Raw genomic sequence first — 22,998 nt, 5'->3', positions numbered from 1 at the left:
AAGGCGAATGAGTGATGCTCTTCTTGCAATAACACTGGTCTGGGGTTTTATTTTTCTTTATGCCATCATGGCCTCTATGGATTTCGGCGCTGGCTTCTGGGCAATGTCTTACATTAAAAAGGAAGAAACGAATGCTACCAAGATCGCAAATAGCTATTTATCACCAACTTGGGAAGTGACCAATACTTTTGTCGTTGGTCTGGTGATTGCGATTTACAGTTTATTTCCAGGTGCGGTTTTCCCGATAGGGGTAGCCTTGATCGTTCCTGCGAGTCTGATACTTGTCCTGCTTTGTATTAGGAGTGCTTTCTTGGTTTTCTCTCATAGCGTAGACAAATATGAAAAAGCGTTAACGTATATTTCAGGATTGACGGGATTGATCATACCCGGGCTATTAATCAGCGTCTTGCCAATCACCCATCTTGGATTTGTTGAAGGCGTAAGAGGAAATGAAGAATTGAATTTATCGAAACTTTTCACGAGTCCCAATGAGTATGCATTTGTGGGGTTCGGAATTATGAGCACGCTTTTTTTATCATCTTTGCTCCTGTCCGATTACTCAAAACAAGCCGATGAAATGAAAGCATACAAAATATATCGCAGGGATGCCATGATAACGGGACCGCTTATGTTGGTCATGGCTCTGTTGGTTATGCTCACGTTAAGAAACGAAGCAAATTGGATCTACCAAGGAATGATGAAAAACTCTGCATTGTTATTCGTCTCGCTCATTTTTTTCATCATTAGCGGGATAGCACTGTACTTACCCTATTTTTCTAAGCAGGAGGTTAAAGGGATGCCCCGCCTCGCTGTAATAGCGATCATCATACAGTACTTAATCGGCAGTTATGTTTATGGTATCGCACATTTACCTTATATCATATATCCAAATGTCACGATTCTTTCAGGATTTACCGATCCAACCTCATTCCGGGCCGTGTTTGCCACATATATCGTGGGCTTTGCGATATTAGTGCCAGGGTTCTATTATTTCTGGTCCATCTTCATGAAAGATCAGCGTCGAAAGTTCAAGCGGCGACAAATGTCAAATTAGTTCATCTTTGAAAAGAGAGGTTATCACTATGAAAAAGTTAGATCTGCTAAAATATGCGGTTTTAGTCATCTCACTATTTTTGAGCTATCAAGCGGTTGAAGCGCATGATAAAAATTTTCAGGTAGATGGCACATATATATCAACAAAAAGAGATGTAACAGGTGACCAGAAAATAGACATCATCCAGGTTCAGGGACTGCCATTTGAGGAAGGAAGCAAGTTTCTGAAGAAAATTGAGTTAAGTGTGGAAAGCAATCGCCGTACAATCAGCGTCCCGCTTGAAGCTGGGTATACTCCAGATCTAAAGGTGGCGGACTTGAATAATGATGGAGTCCAGGATGTATTGGTCACTGTTTTGATGGAAGGCAGAGAGCGGTTGATCTCCAGTTACGCCTATACGTTCAAGGATGGAAAAGTGAAGGAACTGGAAGTCCCTCCATCCGTCCCCGTAATCGCACAATTTCTTGACGGTTACAAAGCGGAAATCATTATCGAAGGTCAAAAGCCTGTGGTGGTAGATGTCAGTTCCAGAAAACAAGCGTATGATGAATTAGGTATTTATCGAAATGGAAAACTAAATGAACCGACAGAGCTTTTGGTTGATCCATACTCCTCATTGGATCCCAAGACTGTTTTTGGAAAAGGAAAAGCACTTATGGGAGTCCAAAACGTAAAAGGGTCCGATGGAATTGTTCCGATTTTGAAGATCAAATCAGTATGGAAGTATGACAATGGATGGCAGCTTGTAAAAGCCCAGGTTAAACCGGTCAAGGGTAGTGAATGACATGGTATCGACTGCTTCTTAAATAAACTAGGTTGACAGCTCTTGGTTTTGAGGGCTGTTTTTTTGTTGATAATTAAAAATTGACAATATTTAAATATTTGGTAAAATCTAAATAAATCCAGTTAACTACATAACCACATCTCTTTATGTTGTTAAATGTAAGCGGATACAAGAAGGGGGTGCAGTCTTACGGAGTTAAAAGAAAAAATAATTGAAACATCGTTGACGCTCTTCGACCAGCATGGTTTTCATGGTGTTTCCGTTAACGAAATCGTTAAGGCTTGCGGAACTAGCAAGGGTGGTTTTTATCACCATTTCTCTTCGAAAGATGAACTTTTATTTGTCATCCATGATTACTTTATTTCATATGTTTTAACAAAAGCACAGGAAGCCATCTCAGAAAGTACCCATCCAACAGAAAAAATGCAAAAGATCATTCAATCATTTGTTAAAGTTTTTGACCTCTATAAACCACACATCTCAGTTTTCTATCAAGAAAGCATTTACTTAAAACCGCCCTATGTTGAAGCAATCAAAAAAAAGCGTCAAATGTATAAAGAAATCATTTTTTCCGTTATCAAAGAAGGTATTGACAAGGGAGTGTTCCGCAGCGAATTGCCAGTGGAAATTACCGGAATGTCAATTCTGGGCATGGTGAACTGGTCCTACAAATGGTACAAAAGGGACGGTGGAAAAACGATTGATGAAATCGGTGATATTTACGTAGATTTAATTCTGAATGCCCTATTGATAGATAAACAAAAAGAAGCGGAAATCACCCAGCCATTTTTACTGAAGAACCAAGTTGTTGTGGATTAAACAATAAACTTGATTTGCACAGACCAACTAGTCGGTCTCAATAGAAAGGGGAATGAATATATGGATTTTTCACTTACAAAAGAACAGCAGATGATTAAGGAAATGGTTAGGGAATTTGCCGAAAAGGAAATTAAACCCATTGCTATAGAGTTGGATGCAAAGTCCATGTTTGCGGAGGATGTATTCAAAAAAATGGGGAAACTAGGGTTGCTTGGAATTCCGTTTCCTGAAGAATATGGCGGTTCGGGCGGAGATACGATTTCGTATGCCATTGCAGTTGAAGAGGTTGGCAAGGCATGCGGTGGAACCGGCTTAAGTTATGCAGCAGCCGTTTCGCTCGGGGCAAGTCCAATTTACTATTTTGGAACCGAAGAACAGAAACAAAAATATCTGGTTCCAATCACGACCGGTGAAACCCTGGCAGCTTTCGGGTTAACAGAGCCTAATGCGGGCTCCGATGCTGGCGGTACGAAAACGACTGCCGTGTTGGAGGGTGATGAATATGTGATTAATGGCGAGAAAACATGGATTACTAATGCCAGCTATTCAAGAACGGTTACCGTCACGGCTGTATCGGGCAAAGATTCCAATGGCAAAAATATCATCTCGGCCTTCATCGTGCCAACCGATACCCAAGGACTAACGATCAATAGCAATTATGAAAAAATGGGAGTTCGAGCTTCCAATACTTGTGAAATCATTCTGGATAATGTCCGGGTGCCAAAGGAAAATTTATTGGGAGATCCAGACAAAGGGTTCAAACAATTCTTATTCACGCTTGATGGAGGAAGGATTTCCATTGCAGCTTTGGCTGTCGGTATCGCTCAGGCTGCCTTTGATAGAGCTTTAGCTTTTTCAAAAGAACGCATTCAATTCGGTAAAACCATATCAAATTTCCAGGCCATTCAATTCAAGCTTGCAGACATGGCCATGGAAATTGAATTGGCGAGGAATATGGTATATAAGGCTGCATGGTTAAAAGACAATAAAAAACCTTTTGCAAAGGAAGCGGCATACGCCAAGCTTTTTGCAAGTGAGACCGCGTTCCGGTCCAGCAATCAAGCGATTCAAATACACGGCGGCTCTGGTTACATGCGCGAATATGAGGTGGAACGCTATTTAAGAGATGCTAAGTTATTGGAGATTGGTGAAGGCACATCCGAAATTCAAAGACTCGTTATCGCCAGGCAATTAGGCTGTTAATCTTTACGGAACGTAAAATGAACATTGATGCTTTGGTTCATTTTGGTGAAAAGCAGATGTTATCTATACAGCAAAAAGCGTTCATTCTTACTTTTATTTGATTAGGAGGAGTTTGATGTCTGATTTGCTAGATGTTACTATCGGGAAACTGCTTGAAAGGACAGCTGAACAATACGGTGATAATGAAGCGGTTGTGTACCATGAGCTAGGCCTGCGCCATTCCTATCGCGAATTTGAAAAGATGTGCCGAAAGGCGGCTAGGGGGTTCATGTCACTAGATATTAAAAAAGGGGAACATATCGCCATTTGGGCATCCAATAAACCGGAATGGCTTATATCCCAATTTTCGACCGCGAAAATGGGCGGAGTGCTGGTAACGGTCAATACTAATTACCGTACAAGTGAACTGGAATACCTGCTCAAGCAATCCGATTCGACGACGATCATCCTTATGGAACAATATAAGGATCATTCATATATAGATACGCTGTACGAAATCGTTCCTGAATTGAAAAATGCAGAACCAGGAAAATTACAATCTGAGAAACTGCCAAAATTGAAAAATATCATCGTTTTAGGTGAAAAGCGTTATCCCGGAACATTTTCGTGGGATGAAGTCATTATCGGGAGTGAATCCGTTTCGGAGGAATCGCTGGACATGAGGATGGAGGAATTGGCTCCCGGTGATGTGATTAATATGCAATATACATCAGGGACGACAGGATTTCCAAAAGGAGTGATGCTGACTCATTCCAACTTGGTCAATAACGGATTGAATGTCGCGGAATGCATGAAGCTTACCGAAGCTGACCGGCTTTGTATCCCGGTTCCGTTTTTTCATTGTTTCGGCTGTTCCCTTGGCACGATGGCCTCTGTTTCAGTAGGGGCAACAATGGTGCCGATAGTGGAATTTAATCCACGCGTTGTCCTTCAGACAGTTGAAGCCGAAAAATGTACGGGGCTTCATGGTGTACCGACGATGTTCATTGCTGAACTTAATCTCGATGACTTTGACCAGTATGATTTAAGTTCGTTACGGACTGGTATCATGGCAGGATCCACATGTCCGATCGAAGTCATGAAAAGCGTGGTGAATAAGATGGGCATCTCGGAAATTACGATTACTTATGGTCAAACGGAATCTTCTCCAGGAATTACGATGACAAGAACGGACGATCCGATCGAGCTTCGTGTTTCTTCAGTGGGAAGGGCTTTGCCGAAAGTGGAAGTGAAAATTGTCGATCCAGCTACCGGGGAAGAAGTCCAGCGGGGCAAACAGGGTGAACTCTGTTCTAGGGGTTACCATGTAATGAAGGGATATTATAATAACCCGGAAGCCACTGAGCAGGCGATTGACCGGGAAGGCTGGCTTCATACGGGAGATTTGGCGGTGATGGATGAAAGGGGTTATTGCAAGATTACAGGCCGGCTGAAAGATATGATCATTCGCGGAGGGGAAAATATTTACCCCCGTGAGATTGAAGAATTCCTCTATCAACATCCTGCAATTGTTGATGTCCAGGTACTCGGCGTTCCAGATCAGAAGTACGGGGAAGAGGTAGCGGCATGGATCATTTTGAAAGCAGGAGAAACCCTTACGGAGAAAGAATTGATAGAGTATTGCAAAGGGAAAATATCTTTTCATAAAATTCCCCGTTACATTCAATTTACCGATGCTTATCCAATGACTGCATCCGGAAAAATCCAAAAGTATAAGCTTCGGCAACAAACTCTTGACCTACTATCGGAACGCACTAAATAAGGGGGATATCGAATGATTCGAAAAATTCTTATCGCAAACAGGGGAGAAATAGCATCACGCATTATTCGTACATGCAGGAAGCTGGGGATACTTACTGTCGCCGTACATTCGGAAGCAGATTCGGATTCGCCATTTGTGGGATTGGCGGATGAGGCATATTTATTGGGTGGCCCGAAAGTACAGGAAAGCTATTTAAACGTCAATAAGATTTTGGAAATAGCTAAGGAAACCGGAGTGGATGCCATTCATCCTGGATATGGATTTCTTAGTGAAAATGCAGATTTCGCACGTTCATGCGAAGAAGCCGGCTTGATATTCATTGGTCCCAAACCAGAGATCATCCAGCAGATGGGCAATAAAGTCGAGGCGAGGAAAAAGATGGAGCAAGCGGGTCTTCCATTGGTGCCTGGATTTTCACGTCCGTTAATTGATAGTGCAGAAGCGGCAGCCGTTGCCGAAAAGATTGGCTACCCAGTCATGTTAAAAGCAGCAGCAGGCGGCGGGGGAATCGGCATGCAGGCGGTTGCTAATGAAGATGAACTGACCAAAGCCTTCGAGGGGAATCAAAAACGTGCCCAATTGTTTTTTGGCAATGGAGATATGTTCATAGAAAAATTGATTGAGAAGCCTCGTCATATCGAAATTCAGGTATTGGCGGATTCCTTTGGGAATGCTGTTTACTTATGGGAAAGGGAATGTTCCGTTCAAAGGCGGCACCAGAAGGTCGTTGAAGAGGCTCCCTCTTCTTTCCTTGACGAAGAAACAAGAAACAGGATGGGAATGGCTGCAGTGAAAGCGGTAAAATCCATCGGTTATAGCAACGCGGGCACCCTCGAATTTTTAGTTGATGCAAATAAAAATTTTTATTTCCTGGAAATGAATACACGCCTTCAGGTGGAGCATCCTGTCACCGAAGAAATTACGGGGCTGGATTTGGTTGAACAGCAAATTAAAATTGCATCTGGCGACAAATTGGAATTCACGCAAAGTGAGATTAAACAGGATGGACACTCCATTGAAGTGCGCATATATGCTGAAGATCCGAAAACCTTTTATCCAGCACCGGGGAAAATCACAAGCATGGAACTTCCGGAAGGTGAAGGGATCCGTCATGAATTGGCTGTTCATGGAACTTCGGTCGTATCCCATTTTTATGATCCGATGATCGCCAAATTGGTGGTGAGCGGCGATTCAAGGGATAAAGCGATCGAGAGATTAAGAGAAGCGCTCGCAAGCTATAAAATAGAAGGAATTAAAACAAACCTTCCTTTGCTGATGGAAATCATTTCTCATGAAGCATTTTCCCAAGGAGATACGACTACGGATTTCATTGCAAAATATATAAAAAAATTGACTGTATAACGCATATTTTAAAACATAATGATCAGGAGGAATGTAAGATGGCAGAATTAAAGGCAAGCATGGCAGGAAGCGTTTGGAAAATCGTAGCGAACGAGGGGCAAAGTGTAACCGACGGACAGGATATCATTATCTTGGAATCGATGAAAATGGAAATCCCCATTGCAGCCGAGGAAGCTGGCACAATTAAAGAACTTAAAGTGAATGAGGGGGATTTCGTGAATGAGGGCGACGTTTTGGCCGTCATTGAATAATGGGACGGAGGGGTAAGATGAATTGGCCTGAAAATGTGACAATTAAGGAAGTGGGTCCTCGTGACGGACTTCAAAATGAAAAGGTCATGATACCTGCAAAAAGCAAAATGGATTGGATCGATCAGCTCTCCGATACAGGATTATCTTATATAGAAGTGACTTCTTTCGTCCATCCAAAGTGGATTCCCCAATTGAGTGATGCCGCCCTGGTGGCTAAGGGAATAAAGCGCAATCCCGGTATCACTTATGCGGCCCTTGTACCCAATCAAAGGGGACTGGAGTCGGCTCTGGAAGCCAATATCGATGAAATTTCCGTGTTCATGTCATCCAGTGAAATGCATAATCTTAAAAATATCAATAAGTCGATTTCCGATACCTTTCCAATAATGAAGGATGTCATCGGGACAGCAGCTGACAGCGGGAAAACGGTTAGGGGCTATATTTCAACCGTTTTCGGCTGTCCTTATGAAGGGGAGGTTTCGACCGAACAGGTTTTCCGTGTTTGTGATCAACTTTTTGAATATGGAATCAATGAAGTCTCATTGGGTGATACCATTGGGGTCGCTTCTCCAAGACAGGTTGCACTGTTCCTTGAACAGGCTGTAAAAAGATATGATATAAGCCGGATTGCCCTCCATTTTCATGATACAAGGGGAATGGCACTCGCAAATGTTCTTGAATCACTTAATTATGGTGTGGACACTTTCGACTCTTCGCTCGGAGGTTTAGGAGGATGCCCGTATGCACCAGGTGCGAGCGGAAACGTGGCAACGGATGACCTGATTCATATGCTACATAAAATGGGAATTCACACGGGTATCAATCCAGAAAAACTAATGAAGGCTGCGGCCATGATGCAAAGCTTTTTGGAAAAACCATTGCCTAGCCATCAGATGGCTGTTTATAACGCACAATAAGAGAAAGTGAGGTGAATTTATGACTTCATTAGTTGACATCAGTCATGAAGAAAAGGGAATTGCCCTCGTGACTTTGAATCGGCCGGATGCTGCTAATGCCTTATCCACGGAATTGCTTCATTGCTTAGTTGAAGGGCTGGAGGAATTGAAAAGCGATTCCAATTTACGAACAGTCATTATAACGGGAGCAGGTGAAAAGGCGTTTTGTGCAGGTGCGGATCTTAAGGAACGAGCAGGTATGAATGATGATAAAGTCAGGGAGACAGTCAAGTTGATTGGAGATACGATTACTGCTGTAGAAAACCTTCCAGTTCCGGTCATCGCCGCGATTAACGGTTCGGCTTTTGGCGGAGGGCTGGAGTTGGCACTAGCTTGTGACATACGCATCGCATCGGAAACGGCGAAGGTGGGACTGACAGAAACATCGTTAGGCATCATCCCAGGCGCCGGCGGTACACAGCGACTGCCGCGGATAGTCGGAGTGCCGACAGCGAAAGAACTGATTTATACGGCTAGGAGACTGGATGCAAAAACGGCACATGCATTGAAAATCATCAGTCATGTATATTCACCCCAGCATTTACTTGAGGAAGCGAAAAAATTGGCTAAGGAAATTGCGGTCAATGCCCCATTGGCACTCAGGGCTGCAAAAGCGGCGATCAATCAAGGGGCTGAGACTGACTTGAAAACAGGATTGCAAATTGAAAAAGACTGCTATCAGACAACTTTAAAAACCCGTGACCGACTGGAGGGTCTGTCAGCATTCAAGGAAAAGCGCAAACCGGTATTTAAGGGCCAATGATTTCAATTGAAGGAGGAACAGGGATGGTAACGACGGATAAACTAACCGAAACGGTTGAGACGATTAAAAAAGGCGGTTTAGAAAAATATCATCAAAAAAACGCTGAAAAAGGAAAGCTTTTCGTACGTGAACGGCTCGAGCTGCTTTTCGATGAAGGGGTTGAAATAGAGGACGCATTCTTTGCTAATTGTGCCAGTGATGGTCTGCCTGCCGATGGTGTGGTTACAGGCATCGGGAAAATCAATGGTCAAAGGGTCTGTGTCATGGCCAATGATTCGACTGTTAAAGCTGGTTCCTGGGGAGCAAGAACCGTCGAAAAAATCATTCGCATTCAGGAAACAGCTGAGAAGTTACAGCTGCCCCTTCTTTATTTAGTCGATTCTGCCGGGGCACGAATTACAGATCAAGTAGAAATGTTTCCGGGACGCCGCGGAGCAGGACGCATCTTTTATAACCAAGTAAAGTTATCAGGAAAAGTCCCTCAAATTTGTCTATTGTTCGGTCCGTCTGCCGCCGGCGGGGCATATATCCCAGCTTTTTGTGATATCGTCGTAATGGTTGATGGCAATGCATCCATGTATTTAGGTTCACCGAGAATGGCAGAAATGGTCATTGGCGAAAAGGTGAGTGAAGAGGAAATGGGCGGGGCGAAAATGCATTGTTCCGTTTCAGGATGCGGGGATGTGCTTGTCAAGTCAGAAGAAGAATCGATCGCGTTTGCGCGCAGGTACTTAAGCTATTTTCCAGGAAATTATCAAGAAAGGCCAAAAAGCGTAAAACCTGAGCTGCCTGCGGATTTCGAAAAAACGTTGGAAGAACTGATTCCTAAAAATCAGAATGCAGCCTTCAATATGTATGACCTGATCGATAGGATTATAGACAGGCAATCGTTTTGTGAAATCAAGAAGCTATTTGCCCCTGAATTAATCACTGGGCTTGCAAGGCTAAATGGACAAACGATAGGGATCATAGCCAATCAGCCGCGTGTCAAGGGCGGCGTCCTGTTCCATGATTCAGCTGATAAGGCAGCCAAGTTCATCAATTTATGTGATGCTTTCCATATACCGTTGTTATTCCTGGTGGATATTCCAGGGTTCATGATTGGGACGAAGGTCGAACGGGCAGGGATCATTCGCCATGGTGCGAAAATGATTTCGGCCATGAGTGAAGCCACGGTTCCCAAGATTTCTGTCATTGTCCGTAAGGCTTATGGTGCTGGACTATACGCGATGGCAGGTCCAGCTTTTGAACCGGACTGCGTTCTGGCCTTACCGACGGCATTGATAGCGGTCATGGGGGCAGAAGCTGCGGTCAATGCAGTCTATGCCAATAAAATCAATGCAATGGAACCAGAAGAGCGCCCTAAATTCATCGAACAGAAGCGCAATGAGTATAATGAAGACATCGATATCTACCGCTTAGCCTCCGAGATGATTGTTGATGGCATCATCCAGCCAAATGACCTGCGTGATGAATTGAGCGCCCGCTTTGAAGCGTATAGCAGTAAGCAATTGACTTTTACCGATCGAAAACATGGGGTCTATCCCGTTTAAAGAATTCAATAAACAAGCCCGGTCATCATGACCGGGCTTGTTTTCATGTAATAAAATAAATGATTATTTAAATAATTAGAAAATTTTTCTGATTTAGAGTTGCTAAATCAAACAAGGAAGAGTACTATAATTAGTAATTAATGATTTACTAATTACTTAAATTCCATACTTAGTGAAAGAAAGTGAGAGTTGCCATGGCTCAGCAGGAAAAAAAGAAATATATTACACCAGATGGATACACAGCAGATATTGCGATCTTTACTATTACAACAAAGAAAACGGCAGAGAAAGCCCCCCCTGAAATGTTTTTGAAGCTATTATTAATCAAACGTGCCACAAAAGATAAGGAAGGAAACCCCAATGTTGAAGGAGATAAATGGGCTTTGCCCGGAGGCTTTGTCAATGCTGGCGAGACTGCCTATGAAGCAGCCAAACGAGAATTGAAAGAAGAAACGGGCGTAGCTGGATTCCATGTCAAGCATTTCGGGGTTTATGACCGGCCAGGACGCGATCCCAGGGGCTGGATCATTTCCAATGCTTTCTATGCCATTGTCCAGGAAGAGTTTCTTCATCAAAGAAAAGCGAATGACGACGCAGCCGAGGTTGAATTGTTCACGATTCAGGAAGCCTTACAATTAGATCTTGCATTCGATCATTATACAATTATTAACGATGCGATGAATTTAATGAAAAAAGAAATGGTGCAAACGACGATAGCCCAAAAATTCCTGCCGGATGAATTTACACTTTCTGAGCTGCAACGGGTATTGCTGACAGCCAGAGATGATGCAAAAATCAGTGCAGACTCACTTTTTTATGCAAAAGCCCCGAAGCTCCCGTTTTTGGAGAAAGTCTTGGATGAAAAGGGAATGCAGAAGAAAACGAAACGGAATTCGTATCGGCCTTCACAGCTTTACCGATTTAATGCAGAGATTGTCATGGACTCTATTTACTATTGAGGAGGAATTGGTGATATGGGGAAAAAGGCATTGATCAATATAGATTATACGTATGACTTCGTGGCAGACGGGGGTTCATTGACCTGCGGGAAGCCAGGTCAGGATATCGAGAAGGAATTAGTCAATATAACCAGGGATTTTATCAAACACGGCGAATATACGGTATTCGCGATTGATTTACATGAAGAAGGAGACCGCTTACATCCCGAATCGAATTTGTTTCCACCGCATAATATTAGGGGTACAATGGGTAGAGACTTATACGGGGCGTTAAAAGAGGAATATGAAACTAATAAAAATCAAAAGAATGTTCATTATATAGATAAAACACGTTATTCGGCCTTTGCAGGAACGGACCTTGATATCCGCCTGCGGGAACGTCACATCACCGATGTATATTTAGTCGGGGTTTGTACAGATATCTGTATTTTGCATACGGCAATCGACGCTTATAATCTAGGCTATAATATCTTTGTATATGAAAATGCAGTGGCCTCGTTCAATGATGCCGGTCACCATTGGGCGCTTGGACATTTTAAAGGATCTCTTGGAGCAACCATTCTATAAAATCCATTCAAGCAACAGAATAGAAGGGAAGCGAATGCTTCTCTTTTGGGAGGAACTATCCATGGAAAAAAAGTACAACGACGACAGTTACGCATTACACACTGACCTTTACCAAATCAATATGGCCCAAACTTATTGGCAGGACAAAACACATAACCGAAAGGCAGTTTTCGAGATATTTTTCAGAAAGCTTCCATTTAATAGCGGATATGCGATTTTTGCAGGACTTGAAAAAATTGTCCATTACCTTCAAAACTTTTCCTTCTCGGAAAGTGATATCGAATATTTAAAAAATGATCTGCACTATGATGAAGAATTTTTGAATTATTTGAAGAACATTCGTTTCACTGGAGCGATTCGCTGCATGAAAGAGGGAGAGCTCGTTTTCGGCAATGAACCGATATTACGGGTGGAGGCACCGCTTGGTGAGGCTCAACTCATTGAAACTGCGTTGCTTAACATTGTGAACTATCACACACTCGTGGCAACAAAAGCTTCACGCATCAAACAGGTAATCGGTGAGGAATCTGCCCTTGAATTCGGTTCAAGGCGGGCGCAAGAAATGGATGCTGCAATTTGGGGAGCGAGAGCGGCCTATATTGCTGGCTTTGATTCCACTAGTAATGTACGTGCTGGAAAGCTGTTCGGCATTCCGGTTTCAGGGACGCATGCACATTCCATGATTCAAGCTTATAAAGATGAATATACAGCTTTTCATAAATACGCTGTTTCCCATAAAGACTGTGTATTCTTGGTTGATACTTATGATACATTGCGTTCAGGCATCCCGAATGCAATCCGTGTTGCCAAGGAATTGGGCGATAAAATCAACTTCATTGGCGTCCGTCTTGACAGCGGTGACTTAGCTTACTTATCAAAAGAAGCACGGCGTATGCTTGATGCCGCAGGGTTCCATGATGCGAAGATTGTCGCTTCCAATGACCTGGATGAATATACGATCATCAATTTGAAACAACAAGGAGCAAGGATTGACATTTGGGGCATCGGAACCAAATTGATTACGGCTTATGACCAGCCAGCGCTCGGTGCCGTTTATAAAATGGTTTCAATAGAGGGCGAAGATGGGAATATGAGAGATACCATCAAAATTTCTTCTAACCCTGAAAAGGTTACGACACCTGGCTTAAAACGAGTATACCGAATCATTAATAAAGTGAATCATCATGCTGAAGGTGATTATTTGGCGATGGAATATGAGAAGCCGCAGGAACAGGAAAAATTAAAAATGTTTCATCCTGTCCATACCTTCCTAAGTAAATTCGTCACGGATTTCGATGCGGTTGATCTGCATGTGGATATATTCAAGGATGGAAGTTTGATTTATGAATTGCCGACCATAGATGAAATCAAGGCCTTCACTCAAAAAAATCTCCAAGTATTATGGCCGGAGTACCTTCGTGCACTGAATCCTGAAGAATACCCGGTAGATCTAAGCCAGGATTGTTGGGATAATAAAATGAGGAATATAGATGAAGTTAAAGCAAATGTAGAAAGAATGCTAACGAAATGACCAATCTATTTTATTAGAAAGCGGGGCTATGCCAATGCGTCCATTACAAAAAGAAATCGTAAAAAAATTACTTGTCCAACCAACGATCGATCCTGAAGCCGAATTCAGGAAAAGTGTTGATCTTTTAAAAGGGTATATGAAGAAAAATGCGTTTCTGAAAAGTTTTGTACTTGGGATATCCGGAGGTCAAGATTCAACACTGGCGGGGTATATTGCTCAAACCGCTGTCAATGAATTGAATGAAGAAAAAAATGGCAGCGACTATAAGTTTGTTGCTGTAAGCTTGCCATATGGAGTACAGGCAGATGAAGATGACAGGCAGCTGGCTTTAAAATTCATCAAGCCAAGCCAAACGGTTACTGTTAACATCAAGGAAGCGGTGGATGCTTCAGTAAAAGCTGTGGAAGAAGCGGTTTCTGAAAAGCTATCGAATTTCTTAAGGGGAAATGTCAAAGCACGTGAGCGAATGAAGGTACAATATGATTTAGCCGGACTGTATAAAGGCGTTGTGCTTGGTACGGACCATGCAGCTGAAGCGATCACAGGTTTCTTTACGAAACATGGTGATGGCGCAGCGGATATCCTTCCATTATACCGATTAAATAAAAGGCAAGGAAAAGAAATCCTGAAATTCGTCGGTGCACCTGAGCGTCTTTATACGAAAATACCAACGGCCGATTTGGAAGATGACAAACCGTTACTTCCTGATGAAGTGGCTTTAGGCGTTAGCTACGATGAAATCGATGATTATCTTGAAGGCAAGGAAATCAGAACGGAAGCTGCCGAAATCATCGAAGGATGGTATACTAAAACCGAACATAAACGCAATGAAGCCATTAATGTTTATGATACTTGGTGGAAATAAAAGAACGAGTGAAATCTGAAATAAGTTATCCCGCATCACATAAGATGCGGGTTTTTTGGCAAGACCTAATGAGCACCTTGGCCAACACATCGGTTATGAAAATTTTACCGGCAAGGGGGAAAACGAAATGTCGACTCTACATATGGATATATCCAGGATTATTGAAGAAACATGCAAGGAAATTGAATTTTCGGGTGTTATCGGTGTAAAAGCGGGAGATGACCTGATCCATAGCTCAGCACATGGCTATTCCAATCGAGCGGATGAAATCATGAATACGACCGAAACAAGGTTCGGAATTGCTTCCGGTTGTAAACTGTTTACGGCGATAGCCATTTGCCAGTTCATACAAAGAGGAAAACTTAGGCTTGATTCTAAGCTTAAAGACTGTCTTCCTATCGTGTTTCCTGATTTCCATCAAAATGTAACCATTCATCACCTCTTAACACACACTTCGGGCATTCCTGATTACTTTGATGAGAAAGTGATGGATGATTTTGAAGAGCTTTGGCAGAAAAATCCCATGTACCATATAAAAAGATTAAAAGATTTCCTCCCAATGTTTAAAGATGATGTGATGATGTTTGAACCCGGGGAAAGCTTTCATTACAATAATGCAGGCTATATTTTATTAGGATTGATTGTTGAGGAACTAACCGGACTCCAATTTTCTGAATATATCGACAAGAACATCTTTCTTCCTTGTGAAATGATAAATTCCGGTTATTTTTCCATGGACCAGCTTCCTAAAAATACTGCATTAGGGTACATAGACGAAGAAAATGGAGCATGGAGAACCAACGTTTATTCCCTTCCCATCAAAGGCGGTGCGGATGGAGGGGCGTATATTACAACATCAGATATGTTCAGGTTTTGGGATGGGTTATTTTCCAATCAGTTACTGAATCAAGAATATACCACTCTCTTATTGGAAGCCCATATTGCTACTGGAGATGAAGGGGTATACTATGGGTATGGTATATGGATCCGTAAAAAAAATGACGAGATTTTCAAATATCATCTTATGGGGTATGATCCGGGTGTAAGTTTCAATTCTGCGGTATATCCGGCAAATCGATTGAGAACCGTCATTACTTCAAATGAAAGCATGGGTCCATACCATATTACTTGCGCGATTGAAAAAGAACTATAAACAAAGGGAACCTTTCTGCTTGTGAAGGGTTCCCTTTGTTTATAGTGAAATTGAATTCAATCATGGATATCATGTTTTAGATTTTAGAAAGGGACGAATTCGCATTCAATTGCTCCAATGTTTCCAGAACTTCTGAATAGTGAAGATACTTCAACTGTATCTTTATCAAGACGCGGCGTATTTTTTGTGTTGGGAAGCACTTTAAGGAGGCAGATTTCTTTAGGTATCAAAGCTTTTTCAAACAAAGAATTTGTATATTTAGATATCTTGAAGTAAAGTATATTTAATAAACATTATTTTAACCGGTATTTTCCGATGGAGGTTCCTTTTACTTTATGAAGGCAAGATATGAACTCGCGAACATGAACTTAACAGTAAGCAATGTGACTTTACGTAATGCGGCGGATAGTTATGTCCTCTTGAAAGCGGCAGATGATCAAAATAATGAAATTACGATCAAGCTTTCCCACGAACAAGCGGAATTTCTGGAAGCGGAATTAAGGGATGTAAATCGCCGCCGCAGGGAAAATAGTCCTGATATACCCGGAAATGACCAGGAACGTATTAATGACGACGATTCTTTCAATCTGTTTAGCATTGATTTATTCAATGAAAGTGAATCGAAGTAATTGATCGTATATACTTATTTACCCCGAATCAAATTTACTTCTCTGTAACCTTCCTTCCGGTTTAAGTTGATGCTACAGAGATTTTATCATTCCCGCCAATACAAAAATCCGAATTTAAAGTTATTAAAAGGCCATTTGGAATGTTTTAAGCAAGGTGACCTTTCGTTACCTTTATTTTGATTGCTTGAAAAAATTCTTCACCAAAAGGAAAATGGACGATAGTACAGCAAAAACCAAGAAAAATACGATGAATCCCCAAAGTCCTACCGCCGCATCTTGAAACTCCATATTCCCCCTGCTGGTAAGGGCTTGCTGTATTTCAATGGCAAATACTAAAACAACCATGACTGTAAAGGTATAAAGGAAAGAGAGTATCGTTATCCCAAAACGCATCCGGGAAATTAAATTAGATAAAATTAACACGAACAAAAATATGATGATACCGATGATTCCCATTATCCAAAAATGCAAATCTTTGTCCGTTGCATTTGAATTTAATGTGTCACTTACAAAGAATAGGATGAAATCGTGAAGATTATTGACGATTTCAGCTAATATCTGGATGATTTCTTTCATTTCTCACACCTCCAATCCTTAGATTATAGCAGGTTATAAATCTATATAGAAGAGGGAAGGTCCTCGAGGCTGCCAGATTGACCTTCGGTGGAAGTAATGGGAAATCATAAACATGCTTGGAAACGAAAAAAAACATAAATGAATGAAGAAATCAGTTCATGTAACTTCAGCTAAATAAGGGTAGATTGAACAAAATACATAGAAAAATAAAGTAATACATGGAAAGCAGGAGTGCCTATTTCCAATGTTTTTAATGCCTTTAGCAATCTCAGCCATGGTTGTTTGATCGGTTTCTTTATTTATAAAGTGGTAAAACTTAATGCTTAGAGTTGGAGGAAAAAAGGATGGATGATGTACATAATCATGTGTTAACGGTAATTGATTTTATGAAAACCGGACACAAAACTTGCTTTGTGAAGGTCATCGGTTTTGATGCTGAATCCGGACAGGATTTTGAAGGTGAAGTTAAATTTGTCGGTGATTTGCCTTTTGGTGATTTGATACATCCCGAGCGGTCACATTTATCTTCCTCTTGCAGGGAATTTGTTCGGCATGACCTGCTGCATAGATACAGTCAAGGACAATTTGAATGAAGTGTTGGAAATTTTTATAGAGAATTCAGGGGGTTACTTGTTTAAAATTGGTAAAATGCCGGGTATAAAGAATATGGTATGTAGGAACTTTTTTATGCCAATCTTCTCTTTCAACTGACAAAATAGCATATTTCTCCCTATTTAACTCTCGGACTATAATCCTTATAATATTAAATAGGAAAATATGACATTTAGTGTAGGATTATACTGTTTCTGAGGTGAGTTTCATGGTATATGCAGATATTTTGAGTAATATACACTCTGCTATCTCCAGTAAAAAAGCTGATTTAAATGTGAAAATTGATCGATTAGAAAATGCGAAAAACGATATTATAAAAGAACAGAGCATGTGTCTTAACGAGATTAGGAAAATAAAAGAGCCTGAGCTTGGTGGCAGCTGGACAGGGAACCGTTCGGATCACTTTCAGGATGCCCGTCATGATGCCTATAATGTGATGTTTAGTATCATTCATGACGATTATGATGATTACCAATGGAAAATCGAAGCGATGATTACAAAGCTGAATGCCGAGAATACGCTTCTTAGCATAGCGGGGAATATAGCCCAAGAAGCCGACTCCCTTTTGAGCAAAGGTGAAGAGGCATTTGAGCAGCTGGAAAGTAAAATATCCGATTTAAAAAGGCGGTTGTTTTAATGACGACAATCAAACTGAATCATCCTGCCGTAATGAAGCAAGTCGATCAGGTGAAGACGGCACTTGGTACAGTCACGCTTGGAAATTTGCCGGCAGGCGAGCTTGGCAACAATAAATTGGAATTCACTTCGAAATGGATCGACCGGGAAACGAACCTGGAGAAGGTCTTTGAACAATATATCAAAATCGTCCAGAAAAATGTGGAAGATACCCGTGCCAACATTGACTTATTAAAAGAACAGGATGAAGCCATCGCCCATACGTCTTCACATGGGTATCCTACGCGATGAAAATATATGAAGCCGAGACATTGACGGCCGCAACCAAGTCGCGCGCCAAGCAATATGAAGAACTAAAGAAGGAAGTCACAGCCCTGAAAAAGGAATTTCAGGGCATCGTCGGCCTGGATAACGAGTTCCAGGGAGCCGGTGCTGCCGCCATCAAAAGCTTCTATGAAGCGCAAATCGAGGTGGCGGACGCCTGGATGGAACTATTCACGACCCAGATCAGTTTTTTGGAAGGCATACCGGCCAGTCTGGAAGAAGCGGACCTCTCCGGAAATACGGTGGTCGAGGTCCCCTTTTTAGATGGCGAAGTCTCAAACGGCATCAACCAAGCGAAGTCGCTTGTCGATGAACAAGCGAACGATCTTCAAAGGATCCTTAATAGCATTGACGATATCCTGCCTCTTGATATGTTCGACCAAAAGGACTTTAATGAAAAAATCACGCTGGCCGGACATAGACTGGATGACACCGTGACAAAGGTCGAGAATGTCGACCGGCAATTGGTCGAGGAATATGATGTGTCCGTCGGGCAGGAAAACGTGGCCGTTGGCCTCTTCCGTGCCTTGCTTGATGCCACCAAACAAGACGGCCACGTTTCGCCGATGACGTTCGATCAATCGGCATTCAAGAGCAGTGACGTCTATCAAATGAAGGATGAAGTCGCCGGTCAGATGAAAGACTATCAGACCTTTAAAAAGGAACAAGCCGAAGCCCGGAAAATCGAACAGGAAATGGAAGAACTCGAAAACCGCCCATGGTACGAAAAAGCCTGGGATACGACAAAAACCTTTACAGGGGAATTCACGGGATATTATGATTCTATCAGGGCTTCAACCGGAGTCGATCCAGTAACAGGGCGCAAGCTGTCCGATGCCGAACGAATCGCCGCAGGCGCCATGGCAGCCGCTGGTTTCATCCCAGTCGTCGGCTGGGCCGGCAGGGCCATCAAAGGTGGCAGCGCCCTATACAAAACGGCCAAAGGGCTCAACGCAGCGGACCACGCGCTCGATGCCTATAAAACGACAAAAGGCTTTAGCCTCCTCCAGAAAACCGAATACGGGATATACGGGCTCCTCGCAGCCAATGGCCTCGGCGAAGCCGTCACCGGCAAAGACATGTTCGGCAACCAGTTAACCGAGGAACAGCGCCAGAACGGACTGCTGATGGCACTCGGGATTGGCGGTGTGGCAGGTGCGGCGAAGGTCGCAGATAAAGTGGCAAGTGGTACAAAGTTCGTCCCTTACAGCAAGGAATTTGCGCAAAAGCAGGTTCAGAAGGTTCAAGCCTTCGGCAGGGAAATCGGTAAAGTGAAAGTGCCTCTCCGTATAAGGGTCGAAGAATTAGCGACGGTGTATGGAAATAACTACAAGCATGTCACTTTTGATAATACGACGGTTAAGGAAATTGTTCAGAAGTTTGCGGTGAAGAGTGATGGTGGTAAGGGTTTAAATGGAACTGGAAGTAAACCGGGTATTAACATTGGGAAAGAGGATTTGGAAACTCTTAGAATAAAACTAGGTGTTCCTGAAACTCAAACAATTGCTATTGGAAAAACAGATGTAAAAGGTTTAGAAGGTAAAATATTTGAGGGTGGCTCACCTAAAGTTAGAAAAGAAGCAGGTTTACCTGATTTAGACACAGTAATGCCCAATAGGCCAATTAAGTCACCTTCTTCCCATCCTTTATCTACTAGACATGCTGAGGAAGGTGTAATTAATGAATTCATTTTGGAGGTTGAAAGAGTAGGATTGAAGGCAGAGGAGGTTACCGGTACATTAAATTTACATCAATCTAATCCAAAAGGTGCCTGTACAACTTGTATACAAGGAATTGTTAATCCAAATGTTAAACCAGGAATATTCATGCAACTAAGTAAAAGGTACCCTGAGTTAACCATAAAGTTATCTTCTGAGACAGTAGAGGGGGTTAAACCTGCTGGGAAATTATCCTTTATTTTGAAAAATGGAGTTTTGATTGAATAAGGAGGAAAAGTTTGTGATAGAAAAAATTAATGACATGAACGCTGATTTACAGGTAGCATTTCTTTTAACTTTGTCTGAAAAAGTTATTGGCATGCTTTCGAACTCTTCTGGGTATAAAGATGCAGTAGAAGCAATTGACTTATGCTGGAGTTGGGTTGAAAACAAAAACATTTCTGGAGATACTATCTATCAATTTTTAGATAATGCTGATGAAACAGGTCTATTCATTCTAATGCAATTTGAGGAGAACGAATTAAAGATGAAGGCTTGGAACTGCATTATTGATGCAATTGCTTTTACTGATTGGAAAGCTTACATTGAGCAAGGGGAAAAATATTTACCTGCTCCAATAGAATCAGTGGATGAAGATCTATTCCATCATTTCTTAAATAATTTCTTAGAAATTAACCAAGGAACGGATGAAATGATCTATCGTTTAATTGATAGCTTACAAGATAATTATTCAAATAATAAAATTGATGCAAATATAAGAAAACAAATTTTATCTAGCATTTAATAAGTAATTATACAAAGGGCTGTTCAGCTTTATGCCTTTAAGTTCTTGTTTTATACGGGCTAATAAAACAACAAAGTAGGTTATGTAAATTGTTAGCAGATGGGTTAACTGTGAATATGAGGAAATATCCAATGCAGATGATCAAGAAAGAGGAAATTAGGAAAATACTCGTTTAGGTCTTTTACGTGAAACATAATATGATACCTTAAGAAATAATAACCGTGGACAAGAAAAGCTTGTTTTTTTGTATGACCTTAACGCAAAAGTTAAGGTCTTTTCATTGTAGAAATAGAATATGTATCGTTTTAAGTTATATCGGGCTCCTCAGTTAAAAGGCCGTAAGGACTAAAATCATATAGATTTACTTAAGGTACGGTGGCTTAGAAAAAAGTGGCAAGTGGTACAAAGTTCGTCCCTTACAGCAAGGAATTTGCGCAAAAGCAGGTTCAAAAGGTTCAAGCTACAATAACAGACATAGCGAGATCAGGAAAAACCACGTTAAAAAATATAGGTGAAGAAATCGGTAAAAAAGAAATCCCTAAACGGATAAGTATGGAACAAGTATCCCTCGCAGGAGGACCAACCCTTCGCCAAGTTATGATGGAAAAGCAGACAATTAAGGAAGCCTATCAGAAATTTGCGGTGAAGAATAGCAATGTAGAGGCTGTTTCAAGGGAGAGTATTCCTAAGGGTACGGGTAAAAGTGCTGAAGTAAGTGAAGTTAAAACATTAGTGGACAACAGACAACAGTTTACAAACGGAAGAAAAAATAGGTTAAAGCCTGATATTAGGTATAAAACAGGAGAGTATGATTACTTTTATGAAACAGATAATGTAGGTAGGATTGTAAAATTTGAAACAGAAAATTTACAATTAACATCGAGAACAGATAGATTGTCACACAGCAAAAACACACCTGGTAAAGTAAAAGGTCAAGACCATGCAGGGCATTTGGCAGGTGATAGATTTGGAGGATCACCTAAAATTGACAATTTGGTATCGCAATTATCTGATGTTAATTTGAAGCAATATAAGAAGATTGAAGAGGAATGGGCTACAGCTTTAAAAGAAACGCCTCCCAAAAAAGTAACAGTTGATGTTGAAATAATTTATTCTGGAAATGATATGCGCCCAAAGGAATTTATAGTTAATTACTCAATTGATGGTAAGTCAGGTTTTAGAATTATTGAAAATTAATCTAAGGAGTGAAAAAGTAGTATGAAAGAATTTGAAGATAGATTTAGTGAATTGCAAGCAGATATGGTCTCTATATGTGTGGAATATGTTGAGGATAAAGCGGATAAAGTGTATGTTTATGCTTCATGTGAAGAAGGAATTATTTCGAGCGGTTTCTTTTATTTGATTAATAATAAGTATGTAGAATGTCATAAGGTGAACGATGCATTGGAGAATGGGGACGAAAGATATGATGTGTCTACAAAACGACAGTCTATGGTATTGCGCATAATATGTGAAGATATCCAAAAAGTAAAATTATTGTGTAAAGAATATGATAGAGACATGCCCACTGAGATGAAATTAATATATGATGTTAAGAGTGGTAACTTCAAAGCGGAATACAAGTATGATTTAGTATATACGAATGATGATATTAAAACGGCGGATCATATTGCTAATGAGTGGTTTGAGGAGATAAAAAATAATAACCTTTAAATTGTTTAGAATCGAAGATACACTCTAATTTGAATTCATGCTACATGAAGGTAGTACCTTCAAGGAGTGTCAATGTTACGAGAATAGGGCGAGATGACATAAAAAAAGATGTCGTACTGTCAATATAAAAACATGAAACTTACAAACATATGAAAACTCAAAGATTTTACTAAACTTAAAACATGTATGAACTTAAAGCACTTGATTGTCTTCTATAGGCGACGAGTGCTTTTATGCATGTTTACATACATGGATTAAAGCGATCATTATTATTAAATTAGTGTACCACGTGTTAAATTTTTTATACGAGTACGCTCATAAATAGGAGGAGAACAGGCGATGATTGGGTAATGGAAACACAAGTATCGATAGATAAGTATCAATTATTAGACGAATTAAAAGAATTAGCAGCAGAATTTTTTTAAAAATTTTCATTAGAGAAAAATCAACTAAAGCCATTTCGGGTACCTCAGATATTATGCCGTGAGGTATTAAAATCATT

24 protein-coding genes are annotated in these 22,998 nt (G+C 41.2%); 23 read left to right on the top strand and 1 reads right to left on the bottom strand.

Annotated features, from left to right (window positions below):
- Positions 1-7 precede the first annotated feature (7 nt).
- From ACIQZD_RS12045 to ACIQZD_RS11970, 16 genes are all read left to right on the top strand, one after another.
- Positions 8-1,054, top strand: coding sequence for a cytochrome d ubiquinol oxidase subunit II (locus ACIQZD_RS12045; protein WP_402902515.1), 1,047 nt, complete (start codon positions 8-10; stop codon positions 1,052-1,054).
- 28 nt (positions 1,055-1,082) lie between these two features.
- On the top strand, positions 1,083-1,838 hold the full coding sequence (locus ACIQZD_RS12040; protein ID WP_402902512.1) for a hypothetical protein: 756 nt from the start codon (positions 1,083-1,085) through the stop codon (positions 1,836-1,838).
- 207 nt (positions 1,839-2,045) lie between these two features.
- The gene (locus tag ACIQZD_RS12035) at positions 2,046-2,657 is read left to right on the top strand and encodes a TetR/AcrR family transcriptional regulator (RefSeq protein WP_402903714.1); all 612 of its coding nucleotides are present in this window, start codon (positions 2,046-2,048) and stop codon (positions 2,655-2,657) included.
- A gap of 60 nt (positions 2,658-2,717) precedes the next feature.
- Positions 2,718-3,860, top strand: coding sequence for an acyl-CoA dehydrogenase (locus ACIQZD_RS12030; RefSeq protein ID WP_402902510.1), 1,143 nt, complete (start codon positions 2,718-2,720; stop codon positions 3,858-3,860).
- Positions 3,861-3,984: 124 nt separating this feature from the next.
- On the top strand, positions 3,985-5,622 hold the full coding sequence (locus tag ACIQZD_RS12025) for an AMP-binding protein (RefSeq protein WP_402903712.1): 1,638 nt from the start codon (positions 3,985-3,987) through the stop codon (positions 5,620-5,622).
- A 12-nt stretch (positions 5,623-5,634) separates the two neighbouring features.
- The gene (locus ACIQZD_RS12020) at positions 5,635-6,984 is read left to right on the top strand and encodes an acetyl-CoA carboxylase biotin carboxylase subunit (protein ID WP_402902506.1); all 1,350 of its coding nucleotides are present in this window, start codon (positions 5,635-5,637) and stop codon (positions 6,982-6,984) included.
- Positions 6,985-7,022: 38 nt separating this feature from the next.
- Positions 7,023-7,235 (top strand): acetyl-CoA carboxylase biotin carboxyl carrier protein subunit, encoded by a 213-nt coding sequence (locus tag ACIQZD_RS12015; protein WP_034312225.1) that lies wholly within the window; start codon positions 7,023-7,025, stop codon positions 7,233-7,235.
- 17 nt (positions 7,236-7,252) lie between these two features.
- Complete coding sequence (locus ACIQZD_RS12010) at positions 7,253-8,152, top strand: hydroxymethylglutaryl-CoA lyase (RefSeq protein ID WP_402902501.1); 900 nt, start codon at positions 7,253-7,255, stop codon at positions 8,150-8,152.
- 19 nt (positions 8,153-8,171) lie between these two features.
- Positions 8,172-8,954 (top strand): enoyl-CoA hydratase, encoded by a 783-nt coding sequence (locus ACIQZD_RS12005; RefSeq protein ID WP_402902498.1) that lies wholly within the window; start codon positions 8,172-8,174, stop codon positions 8,952-8,954.
- Positions 8,955-8,977: 23 nt separating this feature from the next.
- Complete coding sequence (locus ACIQZD_RS12000; protein WP_350302525.1) at positions 8,978-10,507, top strand: acyl-CoA carboxylase subunit beta; 1,530 nt, start codon at positions 8,978-8,980, stop codon at positions 10,505-10,507.
- 194 nt (positions 10,508-10,701) lie between these two features.
- Positions 10,702-11,466 carry an NUDIX domain-containing protein gene (locus tag ACIQZD_RS11995; RefSeq protein ID WP_402902493.1) on the top strand — a complete coding sequence of 255 codons (765 nt, stop codon included), beginning with the start codon at positions 10,702-10,704 and terminating at the stop codon, positions 11,464-11,466.
- 15 nt (positions 11,467-11,481) lie between these two features.
- On the top strand, positions 11,482-12,033 hold the full coding sequence (locus ACIQZD_RS11990) for a cysteine hydrolase family protein (RefSeq protein ID WP_402902491.1): 552 nt from the start codon (positions 11,482-11,484) through the stop codon (positions 12,031-12,033).
- A 61-nt stretch (positions 12,034-12,094) separates the two neighbouring features.
- On the top strand, positions 12,095-13,564 hold the full coding sequence (locus ACIQZD_RS11985) for a nicotinate phosphoribosyltransferase (protein WP_402902488.1): 1,470 nt from the start codon (positions 12,095-12,097) through the stop codon (positions 13,562-13,564).
- 34 nt (positions 13,565-13,598) lie between these two features.
- On the top strand, positions 13,599-14,429 hold the full coding sequence (gene nadE, locus ACIQZD_RS11980; RefSeq protein WP_402902486.1) for an ammonia-dependent NAD(+) synthetase: 831 nt from the start codon (positions 13,599-13,601) through the stop codon (positions 14,427-14,429).
- 127 nt (positions 14,430-14,556) lie between these two features.
- Positions 14,557-15,582: a serine hydrolase domain-containing protein gene (locus tag ACIQZD_RS11975; protein WP_402902482.1), complete on the top strand. Its 1,026-nt coding sequence runs from the start codon at positions 14,557-14,559 to the stop codon at positions 15,580-15,582.
- Positions 15,583-15,917: 335 nt separating this feature from the next.
- Positions 15,918-16,211 carry a hypothetical protein gene (locus ACIQZD_RS11970; RefSeq protein WP_402902479.1) on the top strand — a complete coding sequence of 98 codons (294 nt, stop codon included), beginning with the start codon at positions 15,918-15,920 and terminating at the stop codon, positions 16,209-16,211.
- Between the two features lie 171 nt (positions 16,212-16,382).
- Here ACIQZD_RS11970 and ACIQZD_RS11965 read toward each other — a convergent pair whose 3' ends face one another.
- Positions 16,383-16,787: a hypothetical protein gene (locus tag ACIQZD_RS11965; RefSeq protein ID WP_241588676.1), complete on the bottom strand. Its 405-nt coding sequence runs from the start codon at positions 16,785-16,787 to the stop codon at positions 16,383-16,385.
- Positions 16,788-17,131: 344 nt separating this feature from the next.
- Here ACIQZD_RS11965 and ACIQZD_RS11960 point away from each other — a divergent pair, with 344 nt between their 5' ends.
- The 7 genes from ACIQZD_RS11960 (at position 17,132) to ACIQZD_RS11930 (ending at position 22,496) form a co-directional block, all read left to right on the top strand.
- Positions 17,132-17,380 (top strand): hypothetical protein, encoded by a 249-nt coding sequence (locus tag ACIQZD_RS11960; RefSeq protein ID WP_402902476.1) that lies wholly within the window; start codon positions 17,132-17,134, stop codon positions 17,378-17,380.
- Positions 17,381-17,607: 227 nt separating this feature from the next.
- Entirely contained in the window at positions 17,608-18,036 is a 429-nt protein-coding gene (locus tag ACIQZD_RS11955) for a YwqH-like family protein (protein WP_336862378.1), read from the top strand.
- Positions 18,036-18,326 carry a YwqI/YxiC family protein gene (locus ACIQZD_RS11950; protein WP_063593419.1) on the top strand — a complete coding sequence of 97 codons (291 nt, stop codon included), beginning with the start codon at positions 18,036-18,038 and terminating at the stop codon, positions 18,324-18,326. Before ACIQZD_RS11955 ends, ACIQZD_RS11950 begins: the two co-directional genes overlap by 1 nt.
- Positions 18,323-20,305 carry a ribonuclease YeeF family protein gene (locus ACIQZD_RS11945; protein WP_402902471.1) on the top strand — a complete coding sequence of 661 codons (1,983 nt, stop codon included), beginning with the start codon at positions 18,323-18,325 and terminating at the stop codon, positions 20,303-20,305. The genes ACIQZD_RS11950 and ACIQZD_RS11945 overlap by 4 nt, the downstream gene beginning before the upstream one ends.
- 13 nt (positions 20,306-20,318) lie before the next feature.
- Positions 20,319-20,822 carry an Imm6 family immunity protein gene (locus tag ACIQZD_RS11940; protein WP_241635939.1) on the top strand — a complete coding sequence of 168 codons (504 nt, stop codon included), beginning with the start codon at positions 20,319-20,321 and terminating at the stop codon, positions 20,820-20,822.
- A 390-nt stretch (positions 20,823-21,212) separates the two neighbouring features.
- Positions 21,213-22,019: a DNA/RNA non-specific endonuclease gene (locus tag ACIQZD_RS11935; protein WP_402902468.1), complete on the top strand. Its 807-nt coding sequence runs from the start codon at positions 21,213-21,215 to the stop codon at positions 22,017-22,019.
- A gap of 21 nt (positions 22,020-22,040) precedes the next feature.
- Positions 22,041-22,496, top strand: a complete 456-nt coding sequence (locus ACIQZD_RS11930) for an immunity protein YezG family protein (protein ID WP_402902465.1) — start codon at positions 22,041-22,043, stop codon at positions 22,494-22,496.
- The last annotated feature ends 502 nt before the right edge of the window (positions 22,497-22,998 follow it).

This window comes from Peribacillus sp. NPDC096447 (assembly GCF_044762725.1).
GTDB lineage: Bacteria > Bacillota > Bacilli > Bacillales > DSM-1321 > Peribacillus.
This window is presented reverse-complemented; position numbering and strand designations above follow the sequence as displayed.

Bases quoted from the DNA above. Each gene is read 5' to 3' on its own strand.
- ACIQZD_RS12045 (WP_402902515.1), top strand. From the start codon at position 8: ATGAGTGATGCTCTTCTTGCAATAACACTGGTCTGGGGTTTTATTTTT.
- ACIQZD_RS12040 (WP_402902512.1), top strand. From the start codon at position 1,083: ATGAAAAAGTTAGATCTGCTAAAATATGCGGTTTTAGTCATCTCACTA.
- ACIQZD_RS12030 (WP_402902510.1), top strand. From the start codon at position 2,718: ATGGATTTTTCACTTACAAAAGAACAGCAGATGATTAAGGAAATGGTT.
- ACIQZD_RS12020 (WP_402902506.1), top strand. From the start codon at position 5,635: ATGATTCGAAAAATTCTTATCGCAAACAGGGGAGAAATAGCATCACGC.
- ACIQZD_RS12015 (WP_034312225.1), top strand. From the start codon at position 7,023: ATGGCAGAATTAAAGGCAAGCATGGCAGGAAGCGTTTGGAAAATCGTA.
- ACIQZD_RS12010 (WP_402902501.1), top strand. From the start codon at position 7,253: ATGAATTGGCCTGAAAATGTGACAATTAAGGAAGTGGGTCCTCGTGAC.
- ACIQZD_RS12005 (WP_402902498.1), top strand. From the start codon at position 8,172: ATGACTTCATTAGTTGACATCAGTCATGAAGAAAAGGGAATTGCCCTC.
- ACIQZD_RS12000 (WP_350302525.1), top strand. From the start codon at position 8,978: ATGGTAACGACGGATAAACTAACCGAAACGGTTGAGACGATTAAAAAA.
- ACIQZD_RS11995 (WP_402902493.1), top strand. From the start codon at position 10,702: ATGGCTCAGCAGGAAAAAAAGAAATATATTACACCAGATGGATACACA.
- ACIQZD_RS11990 (WP_402902491.1), top strand. From the start codon at position 11,482: ATGGGGAAAAAGGCATTGATCAATATAGATTATACGTATGACTTCGTG.
- ACIQZD_RS11985 (WP_402902488.1), top strand. From the start codon at position 12,095: ATGGAAAAAAAGTACAACGACGACAGTTACGCATTACACACTGACCTT.
- nadE (WP_402902486.1), top strand. From the start codon at position 13,599: ATGCGTCCATTACAAAAAGAAATCGTAAAAAAATTACTTGTCCAACCA.
- ACIQZD_RS11975 (WP_402902482.1), top strand. From the start codon at position 14,557: ATGTCGACTCTACATATGGATATATCCAGGATTATTGAAGAAACATGC.
- ACIQZD_RS11970 (WP_402902479.1), top strand. From the start codon at position 15,918: ATGAAGGCAAGATATGAACTCGCGAACATGAACTTAACAGTAAGCAAT.
- ACIQZD_RS11965 (WP_241588676.1), bottom strand. From the start codon at position 16,787: ATGAAAGAAATCATCCAGATATTAGCTGAAATCGTCAATAATCTTCAC.
- ACIQZD_RS11960 (WP_402902476.1), top strand. From the start codon at position 17,132: ATGGATGATGTACATAATCATGTGTTAACGGTAATTGATTTTATGAAA.
- ACIQZD_RS11955 (WP_336862378.1), top strand. From the start codon at position 17,608: ATGGTATATGCAGATATTTTGAGTAATATACACTCTGCTATCTCCAGT.
- ACIQZD_RS11950 (WP_063593419.1), top strand. From the start codon at position 18,036: ATGACGACAATCAAACTGAATCATCCTGCCGTAATGAAGCAAGTCGAT.
- ACIQZD_RS11945 (WP_402902471.1), top strand. From the start codon at position 18,323: ATGAAAATATATGAAGCCGAGACATTGACGGCCGCAACCAAGTCGCGC.
- ACIQZD_RS11930 (WP_402902465.1), top strand. From the start codon at position 22,041: ATGAAAGAATTTGAAGATAGATTTAGTGAATTGCAAGCAGATATGGTC.